Origin of the sequence: Streptomyces nitrosporeus (genome assembly GCF_008704555.1) — a bacterium.
Classification (GTDB): Bacteria; Actinomycetota; Actinomycetes; order Streptomycetales; family Streptomycetaceae; genus Streptomyces; species Streptomyces nitrosporeus.
Genome location: NZ_CP023702.1, coordinates 6,416,794 through 6,429,362, shown reverse-complemented (window position 1 = coordinate 6,429,362; position 12,569 = coordinate 6,416,794). Strand labels below are relative to the sequence as shown.

The 12,569-nt window shown below is 74.2% G+C and carries 12 protein-coding genes; 7 read left to right on the top strand and 5 right to left on the bottom strand.

The features are described 5' to 3' along the window. Window positions 1–59 precede the first annotated feature (59 nt). Complete coding sequence (locus CP967_RS28425; RefSeq protein ID WP_373300376.1) at window positions 60–1,271, bottom strand: serine hydrolase domain-containing protein; 1,212 nt, start codon at window positions 1,269–1,271, stop codon at window positions 60–62. Window positions 1,272–1,805: 534 nt separating this feature from the next. On the opposite strand from CP967_RS28425, the gene CP967_RS28420 reads away from it, so the two are divergent. Both CP967_RS28420 and CP967_RS28410 read left to right on the top strand, forming a co-directional pair. Then, the gene (locus CP967_RS28420) at window positions 1,806–2,438 is read left to right on the top strand and encodes an RNA polymerase sigma factor (RefSeq protein WP_150490706.1); all 633 of its coding nucleotides are present in this window, start codon (window positions 1,806–1,808) and stop codon (window positions 2,436–2,438) included. Further along, window positions 2,431–3,396: a CU044_5270 family protein gene (locus CP967_RS28410; RefSeq protein WP_167535451.1), complete on the top strand. Its 966-nt coding sequence runs from the start codon at window positions 2,431–2,433 to the stop codon at window positions 3,394–3,396. The genes CP967_RS28420 and CP967_RS28410 overlap by 8 nt, the downstream gene beginning before the upstream one ends. 81 nt (window positions 3,397–3,477) lie before the next feature. Here the strand turns inward: CP967_RS28410 and CP967_RS28405 are convergent, their stop codons facing one another. The 3 genes from CP967_RS28405 to CP967_RS28395 form a co-directional block, all read right to left on the bottom strand. Then, on the bottom strand, window positions 3,478–4,038 hold the full coding sequence (locus CP967_RS28405; RefSeq protein ID WP_150490704.1) for a histidine phosphatase family protein: 561 nt from the start codon (window positions 4,036–4,038) through the stop codon (window positions 3,478–3,480). A 195-nt stretch (window positions 4,039–4,233) separates the two neighbouring features. Next, a complete protein-coding gene (locus CP967_RS28400) occupies window positions 4,234–4,671 on the bottom strand; it encodes a GNAT family N-acetyltransferase (protein ID WP_150490703.1) in 438 nt (145 codons plus the stop codon). A gap of 10 nt (window positions 4,672–4,681) precedes the next feature. Beyond that, window positions 4,682–6,130 (bottom strand): aminotransferase-like domain-containing protein, encoded by a 1,449-nt coding sequence (locus CP967_RS28395; RefSeq protein ID WP_190175104.1) that lies wholly within the window; start codon window positions 6,128–6,130, stop codon window positions 4,682–4,684. Here CP967_RS28395 and CP967_RS28390 point away from each other — a divergent pair. From CP967_RS28390 to CP967_RS28375, 4 genes are all read left to right on the top strand, one after another. Next, window positions 6,129–7,136, top strand: coding sequence for a DMT family transporter (locus tag CP967_RS28390; protein ID WP_150490702.1), 1,008 nt, complete (start codon window positions 6,129–6,131; stop codon window positions 7,134–7,136). The genes CP967_RS28395 and CP967_RS28390 overlap by 2 nt on opposite strands. A 14-nt stretch (window positions 7,137–7,150) precedes the next feature. Continuing rightward, window positions 7,151–7,354: a DUF1918 domain-containing protein gene (locus CP967_RS28385; RefSeq protein WP_150490701.1), complete on the top strand. Its 204-nt coding sequence runs from the start codon at window positions 7,151–7,153 to the stop codon at window positions 7,352–7,354. Between the two features lie 213 nt (window positions 7,355–7,567). Beyond that, window positions 7,568–9,556: a CASTOR/POLLUX-related putative ion channel gene (locus CP967_RS28380; protein ID WP_308436156.1), complete on the top strand. Its 1,989-nt coding sequence runs from the start codon at window positions 7,568–7,570 to the stop codon at window positions 9,554–9,556. 179 nt (window positions 9,557–9,735) lie between these two features. After that, entirely contained in the window at window positions 9,736–10,116 is a 381-nt protein-coding gene (locus CP967_RS28375) for a peptidase inhibitor family I36 protein (protein ID WP_150490699.1), read from the top strand. 58 nt (window positions 10,117–10,174) lie between these two features. Here CP967_RS28375 and CP967_RS28370 read toward each other — a convergent pair whose 3' ends face one another. Beyond that, on the bottom strand, window positions 10,175–11,476 hold the full coding sequence (locus CP967_RS28370) for a glycoside hydrolase family 10-like protein (RefSeq protein WP_150490698.1): 1,302 nt from the start codon (window positions 11,474–11,476) through the stop codon (window positions 10,175–10,177). A 198-nt stretch (window positions 11,477–11,674) separates the two neighbouring features. On the opposite strand from CP967_RS28370, the gene CP967_RS28365 reads away from it, so the two are divergent. Further along, the gene (locus CP967_RS28365) at window positions 11,675–12,535 is read left to right on the top strand and encodes a 3-hydroxybutyryl-CoA dehydrogenase (protein ID WP_150490697.1); all 861 of its coding nucleotides are present in this window, start codon (window positions 11,675–11,677) and stop codon (window positions 12,533–12,535) included. The last annotated feature ends 34 nt before the right edge of the window (window positions 12,536–12,569 follow it).

The window sequence follows — 12,569 nt, the reverse complement described above, 5'->3', positions numbered from 1 at the left end:
CCGCCGGCGGGTCAGGCCGTGTCCGGGCGGGAGGGGGCGGCCCCTCCCGCCCGGGGTTCTCAGCGGGCTGCGGCCAGGGAGGCGTAGGCCGCTTCGACCAGGGCCGTCTTGCGGGGGTCGTCGGCGATGTGCGGGCCCATGCGGTTCATGACGTAGCCGAGGGCGAGCCCGGCCTCGGGATCGGCGAGGCCGGAGGAGCCGCCGGCCCCGTCATGGCCGACCGCGCGCGGGTTGGGTCCGTAGGAGGCGTTGGGGCCGCTCAGCCAGAGGCCGAGGCCCAGTTCGGTCTCGTGGCGGAATCCGGCACCGAGTACGAGGTCTCGGCAGCTGCCCTGGCCCTCGCGGATGCGTTCGGCGGCCGTTTCGGACAGGATCCGCCGACCGTCCAGGCTGCCGCGTCCGGCGATGACGCCGTAGAGGGCGGCGACCGCCCGTGCGGTGCCGTGGCCGTTGGCCGCGGGGATCTCGGCGGCTCGCCATCCGGGGGTGTTGGCCGCGGCCGTGCCCGTGCCGGGGTTGAGCAGGGAGGCGATGGCGACGGGTTCCATCGTCGCGAAGAGGGCGGCCTGTTCCCTGACGACGTGCTTGGGCTGGACGAGTTCGGCGGCCCGGTGGGCCTCCTCCTCGGGGAGGCCCACGGTGAAGTCGATGCCGAGCGGCCCGGTGACCTCCTCGCGCAGGAACTCCCCCGGGAGCAGCCCGGTGATCCGGCGGACGACCTCGCCGACAAGGAATCCGTAGGAGATCGCGTGGTAGCCGGAGCGGGTGCCGGGCTCCCACCAGGGTTCGGTGGCGGCGAGCCGGGCACAGGTCAGCTCCCAGTCGTACAGCTCGTCCAGGGTGTGCGGCTCGCGGAGTCCCGCGACGCCGGAACGGTGCGAGAGCAGATGCCGTACGCGTACGGACTCCTTGCCCGCGGCGGCGAATTCGGGCCAGTACGCGGCGACGGGGGCGTCCAGGTCCAGCAGGCCCCGGTCGGCCAGGATGTGGGCGCAGAGCGCGGTCGGGCCCTTCGTCGTGGACCAGACGTTGACCACGGTGTCGCGTTCCCACGGGCGGGTGCGGGCGCCGTCGGCCCAGCCGCCCCAGAGGTCGGCCACGGGGACGCCGTCGAGGAGGACGGTGACGGCCGCGCCCAGTTCGTCGCGCTCGGTGAAGTTCGCCTCGAACGCCTCGCGGACCGCGGTGAACCGCTCGTCGCAGGTGCCGTGGATCCGCGGGCCTCCCTGGGGCCGCGGGGCTCGTGTCTGCGGGTCCTGGGTCTGCGGCACGGTCTTCTCCTCTGCCGGGGCTCGCCGGGCGGCCCGGTGTCCCGGCGGTCCGGTGTGGCGCCGGTCCGGCGGTCCGGTGTCCCACCGGTCAACGCCGTCCGGTGTGCCGCCGCCCGCGCCGTCCGGCTCAGGGGACTGGCACCATACCGACTGGTCGGACCGGCGGGAAGACACCGCGCACCACGCGTCACGTCGGCACCCGGGGGGACGGGCCGGTCGCCCGGCCGGCCGGCGCCGGTGACGGGGGAACCGCGGGCCGTGCCGCGGGCGCCGGCCTGCGCGGCGCCGGGGCCGTGGCCGTCGAGTCCGGCAAGGAGCCGTCAGGGTCCGGCGCGCTCCGGCCCGTCCGCAGGGCATGCCGATGCCGGCGGGGCCGGTCACGAGCAGGCCGCGGGCGGGCGGACGGCATGCGGATACGGGCGCGGACCGCGGTGCCGCCGGGGGGGGGTGCGGGGAACCGCTTCGGCGCGAGGGGCGAAGGACAGGTGAAAGCCCAGGTATTCGAGCATCGTCCCTTGGACGAGAGGAGCCCCGATGACCGTCGGACCAGGCGTCGGCGTCGGCACCGCGCGTGCCGGTGCCGAGAGCGACGCCTCAGTGATCGCGCGGTCCCGGGACGAGCCCGAGGCGTTCGCCGCGCTCTTCGACCGGCACGCCGACGCCGTGCACCGCTACGCGGCCCGCCGCCTCGGCGGGGAGGCCGCCGACGACCTCGTGGCGGAGACCTTCACCACCGCGTTCCAGCAGCGGCATCGCTACGACCCGGCCCGCGGCGCGGGCGCCGGTGCCCGGCCCTGGCTGTTCGGCATAGCGACCAACCTGGCCGGCCGGCACCGGCGGGCCGAGGCCCGCCGGTTCAGGGCCATGGCCCGGGTCCCGGCCCCCGCCGACCACGACGAGCCGCTGGCCGACCGGGCCGCGGACCGGGTGGTGGCGCGGGCCGTACGCCGCGAGCTGGCGGGGGCGCTGGCCGCGCTGCCCGCTCGGCACCGGGACGTGCTCCTGCTGGTGGCCTGGGGGGACCTCAGCTACGAGGAGACGGCCCAGGCCCTCGGTATCCCCGTGGGCACGGTCAGATCACGGCTGCACCGGGCTCGCGGCAAGCTGCGCGAAGCATTGGGCGGATCCAACCCGACGGCACTGCGAGAGGCATCCGGCCATGAATGACGAACTCGAACTCCTGAGGGAGTGGGACGCGGACGCGACCCCGCTCACCGGTCCGGCCCGGAGCCGGGCCCGGCACCAGCTGCTCGACGCGATGGCCCACGCGGGCCGGCGCACCCGCCCCGGCCGCCGCCGTGCACTGCGCCTCGCGGCGGCCGCGGTGGTCGCCACGGCGGTCACGGGGACGGCGGCGCTGATCGGCACGTCCGGCTCCGGCGGGGGCGGCGCACCGGGCGTGAGCGCCCCACGGGTGGAGCACGCCGCCGCGACGGTGCTGAACGGGGCGGCGGCGTGGGAGCGCGAGCGGGAGAAGGAGCCGGTGGTGCCGCGTGACGACCAGTTCGTCTACTCGAAGCGGGTCATCAGGGAGACGGAGCAGAGGACCGGCGAGGTCAGGACCTACACCGACGAGATGTGGGACTCGGTGGACGCCTCCAAGCCCTCCTTGAGCATGGAACTGGGCCGCGAGATGTGGGAGGAGCCCTCGGGGGAGGGCGGCCGGGTGTGGCCGCCCCGGAAGTGGAGCGAGCTGGAGAAGCTGCCCCGGGACCCGGAGAAGCTCGTCCCGGTCATCCTCTCCTTCGGCTCCCGCGTCGAGGACCGGCCGGTCGGCGATCTCGACGAGCCCGACCGGTACGAGGCCTACTGGCTGCTCGGCGAGCTCCTGAAGAACCCGGTGCTGCCCCGGGGACTGCGCCCCGCGGCGTACGAGGCACTGGCCCTCGTGCCCGGCGTCAAGACGATCCGGGGAGTGAGGGACTCCGCCGGGCGGGCCGGGGTGGGGATCGCCCATACCGGGCGCCGGCCCTACGAAGGCAAGTACCTGATCTTCGACCCGGCGTCGTACGAGTTCCTGGGCTTCCGCGACGAGCGGACCTCGGCCTCCGGGAAGGAGAAGTACGTCCAGCTGTCGCACGTGGTGGACTGGGGGATCGTCGAGCGGGTGAGGCAGCGCCCGTAGGCCGCCGCCCCGCGTCCGGGACCCGCGGGGCCGCCGGCCTCGCGGCGCCCCTCCCGTCCGGACCCCTCGGTCCGGGAACACTCAGAGGCTCAGGTGCCAGCGGCCCGGCAGTCCGGTGAGCGTGGTGACCGAGAGCGGGTGGACGTCGACGTTCCAGTACGACCCGGGCGGGGCTCCCAGGGCGTAGACGAGGGCCGCGCGGATGACGGCGGGTTCGGCGACCGCCACGATCCAGCCGTCGTGGACCGGCCGGGTGTCGAGCCATCCCCCTACGCGGGAGATGAAGGCCAGCAGGGGCTCGCCGCCGTGCGGGGCCGAGCGCGGGTCGGCCAGCCAGACGTCCACGGCGCCCGGCTCCCGGGCCGCCACCTCCGCCAGGGTCAGGCCCCGCCAGCGGCCCATGTCGCAGTCGCGCAGCGCGAGCTGGACGAGCGGGGCGTAGCCCAGGGCGTCGCCGGTGGCCCGGCTGCGCGGGGTCGGCGAGCAGTAGCGCAGCTCGGCGGCGCCCAGGGGCACCAGGGCGTGCGCGGCGTACTGGATCTCGCGCCAGCCCATGTGGTCCAGCGGCAGTTCGTCGCCGAAGCGCTCGGCGAGCACGGCGGAGCTGCGTGCCGCGGCGACGAGGGAGACCCGAACACTCATGGCGGCGATCGTGGGGGGGCCGCGACCCGCCGGTCAAGAGGGCCGACCGGCGCACGCGGCCGGGCCGGGCCCGGCGGAGCCGGCGCTCGCCGGGCCCGGCGAGCGGTCCGGACACCCGCCCGGCCCGCACCCCGGCCCGTGCCCCCGCCCGTGTCCCGGTCCCGGTCCCAGCCCGTGTCCCGGCCCGTGCCCCGGTCAGTTCACCTGGAGGGCCATCCACATGTCCGGCTCCGCGAGCGGCTCGAAGCCCAGCCGGGCGTACACCCCGTGGGCGTCCTTGGTCGCCAGCATGAACCTGCGCACGCCCAGCGGGGCCAGCCGGTCGCGGACGGCGGCCACGAGCCGGGTGCCGAGGCCGGCTCCGCGCGCCTCCGGGGCCACGTAGACGTCGCAGATCCACGCGAAGGTGGCGTGGTCGGTCACGACGCGCGCGTAGGCGGTCTGCTCTCCGGATGCCACGTCGTACGCGCCGAAGTTGAGGGAACCCGCTATGGCGCGGTCCTGCTGCCCACGGGTGCGCCCCAGCGCCCAGTAGGCGTCGGTGGACAGCCAGCGGTGCACCAGGGGCACATCGAGACGGGAGGGGTCGGCGGAGATCTCGTAACGCTGTTCGGTGAGTTCGAGGTCGCTCATGCCCGGGAGGCTATCCTCCCCTGTTCCGCAGCTCGTCGACGGCCATCCGCAGCCGGCGCACCCCTTCGGCGATCTCGGCCGGCCCCGGCACGGCGGCGAAACTCAGTCTGATGTGACCCGCCGGGGGTTCGGCGCAGTGGTAGGGGCGGCCGGGTGCGACCGCCACCCCGGCGCGCAGCGCCGCGGACACCAGGGCCGCCTCGTCGGCCGCCGGGCCGGGGAGCCGGAGCCAGAGGCTCCCGCCGCCCGACGGGACGTGCGGCAGGGCGAGTTCGGGCAGCCGGGCGCGCAGAGCCGCGAGCATCGCGGTGCGGCGGCCGCCCAGTTCGGCGGAGACGGTGTGCAGGTGCCGCTCCCAGGACGGGGAGCCGACGAGCTCCAGCGCGGCCTCCTGGAGCGGACGCGGTACGAAGAGGCTGTCGACGACCTGGATGGCGCGGAGCCGTTCCAGAACCGGTCCGCGGGCGGCGAGCGCGCCGATCCGGAAGCTGGGCGAGGTGACCTTGGTGAGGGAGCGGACGTGGACGACGACGCCGTCCGGGTCGTGGGCGGCCAGGGGGTCGGGGAGCGGTCCGGCGTCGTGGTGGACGAGCTGGCGCGCGAAGTCGTCCTCGACGACGAAGGCTCCGGCGGCGCGGGCGGCGCGTACGACCTGTTCGCGGCGCGCGGGGGCCAGGCTGGTGCCGGTGGGGTTCTGGAAGAGCGGCTGGCAGACGAAGACCCGGGAGCCGGTGGCCCGGAAGGCCGCTTCCAGCAGATCGGGCCGTACCCCTTCGGTGTCCATGGGTACGGGGACGGGGCGCAGCCCGGTGGCGCGGGCGGCGGCCAGCATGCCGGTGTAGGTGGGGGATTCGACGAGGACGGGGGCTCCGGGCGGGGCGAGCGCGCGCAGCGCGGTGGCCAGGGCGTTCTGCCCGCCCGCGGTGATCAGGATGTCGTCGCCGGTGAGGGCGGGGCCGATCTGCCGGGCGAACCAGGCGCGCAGTTCGCCCAGTCCGTCGGTCGGCGGTCTGTCCCAGGCGCCGGGGCGGCGGCCCGCCCGGGCGAGCGCGGCGGCCAGGGCGCGTTCCGGCTGGAGGCCGGGGTGGAGGTAGCCGCCGTTCAGTTCGACGATCCCGGGCGGAGGCGCGGAGAGGGTGACGAGGAGGCCGGAGGCGTCGACGGTGCGGGGCACGACCTGGGGTCCGCCGTCTCCGCTGAGCGACACCTCCTGCCAGGAGGTGTCGCCCGGCGCGGGCAGGGCGGCGCGGGCCTCGGCCCGGAAGGCGCCGGCGCCGGGCCGGGTGACGACCAGCCCTTCGGCGGCGAGCTGGGCGACGGCCCGGGAGACGGTCACCGGGCTGACCCGGAACCGTTCGACGAGGGACCGGCTCGACGGCAGTTTTCCACCCGGAGAGTAGCGGTACAGCTCACTCTTCAGTGAACTCACCAGCTCGGCCACGCTGCTACGCTCTTGCATGACAGCACAGAATAGCGCTACAGGGCAGTCCACGATAGCGGTCGAGTCCTCCGGTGAAGCGTCCGGGAGCACGTCGGGGGTTCCGCGGGGCGGTGTCGTCCTCGCCGCTCTCGGTGTCGTCGCCTTCTCCCTGACCTTCCCCTCCACCGTGTGGGGGCTGGAGAGCTTCGGGCCCTGGTCCCTGGTCGCGGTCCGCAGCGTCCTCGCGGCACTGATCGCGGGGTGTGCGCTGCTGGCGGGCCGGGTGCCACTGCCGGCCCGTGAGCATCGGGCCGGCCTGGCGGTCGTGGCGGGCGGGGTGGTGATCGGGTTCCCGCTGCTGACCACGCTCGCGCTCCAGACGTCGACCACCTCGCACGCCGCCGTGGTGGTGGGCCTGCTGCCGTTGACGACGGCGCTCCTGGCGGCGCTGCGCACCGGTGCCCGTCCGCCGCGCGCCTTCTGGGCCGCGGCGCTCGCCGGTGCCGCCGTGGTGATCGCCTTCACGGTCCGGGAGAGCGGTGGTGCCCTCTCGCGCGGCGATCTCTACCTGTTCGGGGCGCTGCTGGTGTGCGCCGCCGGCTACACCGAGGGCGGGCGGCTGGCCGGGGTGATGCCGGGCTGGCAGGTGATCGGCTGGGCGCTGGTCCTGGCGCTGCCGCTCGCGGTGGCGGGCGCGGCCGTCGCCCTGCCCTTCGAGCCGGTCCGCCTCTCGGCGCACGGGGTAATCGGGCTGGTCTGGGTGGCCGCGGGATCGACCTTCCTCGGCCTGTACGTCTGGTACCGGGGCATGGCGGAGATCGGTGTCCCCCGGGCGAGCCAGCTCCAGCTCGCCCAGCCGCTGCTGACCCTGGTCTGGTCGTTCCTGGCACTGGGCGAGGAGATCTCACCGGCCGCGCCGGCGGCCGCGGTGGCGGTCCTGGTCTGCATCGCCGTCACCCAGCGTGCGGGGCGGGGCCGGGGCCCGCGTGAAGGGACGGCGACCGCACCGGGTCATAGACTTGTAGACATGGACCGCCACCCGTGAGGAGGCCACTCCCGATGGAGGCACACGCGGGCGACCGGCTGCTGACCCACGGCAGGACCGTGGGCCGGCACGACCGGGTCGCAGAGATCGTCGAGGTGCTGGGCGACGGGGGAAGCCCCCCGTACCGGCTGCGCAACGAGGACGGGCACGAGTCGGTCATGGCGCCCGGCCCCGACAGCGTCGTCCAGCACACCGCCCCCGAGGACAAGGACCGCTGACGCGCGTCCGTGTCCGCCGGAGTCCGCCCGCACCACGGGTTCCGGCGGACACGGACGGCCCTCACCGTGCGCCTGCCCCTCTGGAAGCTCCGGACGGCAGGGGCGCGTACCGGCCGGACTCCCCCTTCGTCCGGCCCTTCGTCCGGAGCTCTAAAGGATGAACTGTGGCCTGATACCGGTATGCCGTGGCCGGCGACTCCTCACGCTACTGCTGTGCACAAGACGAACAACGGTCAGGCCGGACGCCGTCGAACCGGGCCCGCCGGGGTGGGGAGGCAGCGGCAGGGCCGTGGCACCCCCGCCGCCCCGGCGGCTCCCCCGGCGGATGCTCCGCGCCGGGCCGCACCGGGCGAACAGGCGCGGTACTGGTTCGACAACACGCTGGCCGGCGGCGGCGCCGCCCTCATCGGCTGGCTCGCCGTCGCGTGCCTGGTCGTCGTCGTACCGGCGAGCGCCGTCCTGGTGTGGACGGACGACCGGGCTCCCGACGGGCGGTGGGCGAAGGCGGCGGCGGTGTGGCGGAGCGTCGGCCAGACGCTCCGGCTGGGCGGCGAGGCCGGACCGCCGCTGCGCGTCGCCCTGTCGGTCCTCCTCGCCCTGGTCGCCCTCTTCTACGTGTCCACCCTCGTCAGCCTGATCACCACCGCGATCACCGAGAAGCTCCTCGCCCTGCGGCGCGGTCACTCCACCGTCCTGGAGCACGGCCACACCGTGGTGCTCGGCTGGTCCGACCAGATCTCCACGGTCGTCGCCGAGATCGTGGAGGCCAACGCCAACCAGGGGCGGGGGGCCGTCGCCGTCCTGGCCGACCGGGACAAGACGGACATGGAGGAGGAGTTGCGCACCGCGGTGGGCGACACCGGGCACACGCGGATCATCTGCCGCAACGGGCGCCCGGCGGACCCGGCCGCGCTCGAACGGGTCAGTCCGGCCACGGCGGACGTCGTCCTGGTGCTCCCGCGTGACGAACCCGGCGAGGACGCCGAGATCGTCAGGAGTCTGCTGTCCCTCCGGGCCACGGTCGGCGACGACTGCCGTGCCCGGATCCTGGCCGTGGTCCGGGACGGCCGTTACCGGCTCGCCGCCACGCTCGCCGCCGGCCCGGACGCCGTCGTCCTGGAGATCGACGACATCACCGCGCGGCTCGTGGCGCAGTGCGCCCGGCAGCCCGGCCTCTCCCTCGTGTTCCAGGAGTTGCTCGACTTCGCCGGTGACGAGTTCTACGTCGTCGAGGCTCCGGCCCAGGCCGGCCGCACGTTCGCCGAGGTCCTGATGGTCCATACGGCGTCGACCGTGGTCGGTGTCGTACGGGCGGACGGGGCGCTGCGGCTCGCCCCGCCGCCCGACTCGCTCATCCGCCCGGGCGACCGGCTCGTCGTGATCGCGGAGGACGACGACACCACGGTGGAGGCACCCGAGCCCGCGGCCGCCGACGTCTCGGTGATCGTCTCCCGGACGGTGCCGGCGGCGCGGCCCGAGACGCTGCTCCTGCTGGGGTGGAACCATCGCGCGCACCGCATCGTCCGCCATCTGTCCGAGCACGTCGCCCCCGGCTCGGTCCTCCACGTCGTGGCGGACGGCCCGGAGCCCGTGACGCCGGACGCGGAGGTCCACGCCGGTCTCACGGTCGTCCTGCGCCACGGGGACCCGACCCTGCCGGGGACGGTGAACGGCCTGGACCTCGCCGTGTACGACGGCGTCATCGTGCTCGGCCCCGACCGCGAGGCATGCGGGGGCGCACCGGACGACCGCACCCTGGTCACCCTGCTCCTCCTGCGCGACCTGGAACGCACATCGGGGCATTCGGCCGCCGTGGTCACCGAGATGACCGACGACCGCAACAGGGCGATCGCGCCGGTCGGCCCCGGGGCGGACTTCGTCGTCAGCGGCAAACTGGTCGGGCTGCTGATGTCCCAGATCTCGCAGAACCGGCATCTCTCCGGGCTGTTCGAGGAACTCCTGGCTCCCGGCGGTGCCACGATCCAGCTCAAGCCGGCCGGCCACTACGTGAGGACGGGGTGCCGCGCGTCCTTCGCCACCGTCGTCGCGTCGGCTTCGCTCCGGGGGGAGTGCGCCATCGGGTACCGGAGCCGTGACCGTACGACCACGGCCCCCGACTACGGGGTACGGGTGAACCCCCGCAAGGCCGGCGTCCGGTACTGGGGCGAGCACGACGACGTCATCGTGATCACCCGGCACTGATCCCGGCCCCCGCCGGGGAGCGGGCGCGGAGCCTCCGGAGCCCGTCCGGGGGATTCGCGTGCGCGCCGCGACCACGCACTCGGACCGCACGGGTGCGGCAGGAAAGCGGGAACAGGCGCTTGATCTTTCAACATCTCCATTGTTAGCGTGCACATGACGTCTTCGGGAACGGAGCCCCCATGCGCATGAGGACCATCGCCCTCGCGGCGGTACCCGCGGCCCTTCTCGGTGTGATGGCGTCCGCGCCCAGCGCCTCGGCATGGTCTCCCGGCAACTGCCCCCCGGGGTCCTTCTGCGTCTGGCCCGACTGGTGGTACGGCGACACCGGGATGCCCCCGTCGCTGGTGACCGACGACGAGTGGTCGGGCAGCGCACGCGGCCACATCTTCTACAACAACACGTCCCGGGACGTCACGATGACGTACCTCGTCGTCCAGGACGCGGGGCAGGGACCCACGTACACGGCCTGCGTCAGCGGGAAGCAGGGGAGTTACTTCACCGTCCCCATGACGGTCACGGACGTGGCCTGGCGTGAGGACGACGGCAGCCCCTGCTGGTGACCCGGCCGGTGCGGGACCGGGCCCCGGGCCCGCACCGGTCCGCGCTGCGCCGCGGCCGTCAGCGCGCCCCCCGTTCGCGTACCCGGTGGTGCCCCGTGCGCGGTGCGCGGGCTCCGGCCCCGTAGTGGTCGGCGGCCACCCGGGCCATCGCGCCCGTCGGGTCCTTCATGACGTGACCGGCCGAGAAGTAGAGGTGCCCGCCGACCTGTGCGTGGTCCGCCGTCAGGTCGAGGTGGCGGGAGAGTTCGGCGGGGTCCTGCCAGGCGGCGGGCTGCGCGGGGTCGCCGCACTTGTAGAGCGCCTCCCCGATGTACAGGTCGACGCCCGTCCCCCGGACCGTCCGGGCCCACCACTCCACCAGCTTCGCGTAGTCCGCGGCGGCGTTGCCGATGTGCCAGTAGACCTGCGGGGCCACGTAGTCGACCCACCCCTCCTTCACCCACTTCCGGGTGTCGGCGTGCAGGTCGTCGTACGTCTGCACACCGGCCCGGGTGTCCGAACCCGCCGGGTCGGTGGCCGCGTTGCGCCAGACGGCGAAGGGGCTGATGCCGAAACGTACGTCCTTCTTGACCGCCTTGACGCGTTCGGCCGTCTCGCGGACCAGGCGGTCGATGTTGTCCCGGCGCCAGGCGGCCTTCGTGGAGAAGCCGGAGCCGTACCGTTCGTACGCGGCGTCGTCGTCGAAGGTCTGCCCGGCGACCGGGTAGGGGTAGAAGTAGTCGTCCCAGTGGACGGCGTCGATGTCGTAGCGGCCGACCGCGTCGAGCATCGCGTCCTGGACGAACTTCCTGACCTCGGGCAGTCCGGGGTTGTAGTAGAGCTTCCCGCCGTAGGGCAGGACCCAGCCGGGGTGGGTCCTGGCCGGGTGGCCGGCGGCCAGCTTCGACGGGTCGGTGTGGTTGGCCACCCGGTAGGGGTTGAACCAGGCGTGCAGCTCCAGCCCGCGGGCGTGCGCCTCGCGTACGGCGGTGCCCAGCGGGTCCCAGCCGGGGTCCTTGCCCTGCGTCCCGGTGAGGCACTGCGCCCAAGGCTCGTGCGGCGAGGGCCACAGGGCGTCCGCCGCCGGGCGCACCTGGAGGACGGCCGTGTTCAGCTTCAGCTCGACCGCGCGGTCCAGATGGGCGATCAGCTCCGCCTTCTGCGCGGCGGCGCTCAGCCCGGCTTTCGAGGGCCAGTCCAGGTTGGCGACCGTGGCGATCCACACACCGCGCAGCCCGTCGCCGGCGGCCCGGCGCCGCCGGGACGGGCCGGCCGCGCCCGCACGCTCCGGCCCGCCCGCCGCTGCGTCACCCGCCGCCATCACCGCGGCCACCACCGCCACCGCGCCCGCCACGAATGACCTCCGGCCGAATCGCCGCATCTGTTCCGCCTTCCACTGCCGTGTCCCGGTCCGTCACCCGGTGTGCATGTGACGCAGATCATGCCCATCCGCGGGCTCCGCGACCCGCGGGTCACCCGGACGGGATCGCGGAGTAACGTCGTGGGGTCGAGGCGGACACCGGGAACGAACGGGAACTGCCGCACTGAGATCAGCGAAAGGCACGAGGTGACGGACTCTATGGCCGACATTGCACGCGTCGGAGTGGTGGGCTGTGGCCAGATGGGCGCGGGCATCGCGGAGGTGTGCGCCCGCAGCGGCCTCGAGGTCAAGGTGGCGGAGACCACCGGCGAGGCGCTGGAGATCGGCCGCACCCGGCTGCACAACTCCCTCTCGAAGGCCGCCGAACGCGGCAAGATCACCGAGCAGGAGCGCGACGAGACGCTCGGCCGTCTCAGCTTCACCACCGACCTCGGTGAGTTCGCCGACCGCGACCTCGTCATCGAGGCCGTCGTGGAGAACGAGCAGGTCAAGACGGAGATCTTCCAGGTCCTGGACCAGGTGGTGACCCGCCCGGACGCGATCCTCGCCTCGAACACCTCCTCCATCCCGCTGGTGAAGCTGGCCGTCGCCACCTCCCGGCCGGACCAGGTCATCGGTATCCACTTCTTCAACCCGGCCCCGGTCCAGAAGCTGGTGGAGCTGATCCCCGCGCTGACGACGTCGGAGGAGACCGTCAAGCGTGCCGAGGCCGCGGTCGAGGGCATGCTCGGCAAGCACGCGATCCGCGCCCAGGACCGCTCCGGGTTCGTGGTCAACGCCCTGCTCATCCCGTATCTGCTCTCCGCGATCCGGATGTTCGAGTCGGGCATCGCCAGCCGCGAGGACATCGACAACGGCATGGAGCTCGGCTGCGCCCACCCGATGGGCCCGCTGAAGCTGGCCGACCTGATCGGCCTGGACACCGTGGCCTCGGTCGCCGACTCGATGTACGCGGAGTACAAGGAGCCCCTGTACGCCGCTCCCCCGCTGCTCCAGCGCATGGTCGACGCGGGCCGGCTGGGCCGGAAGACGGGGTCGGGGTTCTACCCGTACGTCTGACGTCCGGCCCACGGGCCCGGAACCGCAAGTGCGG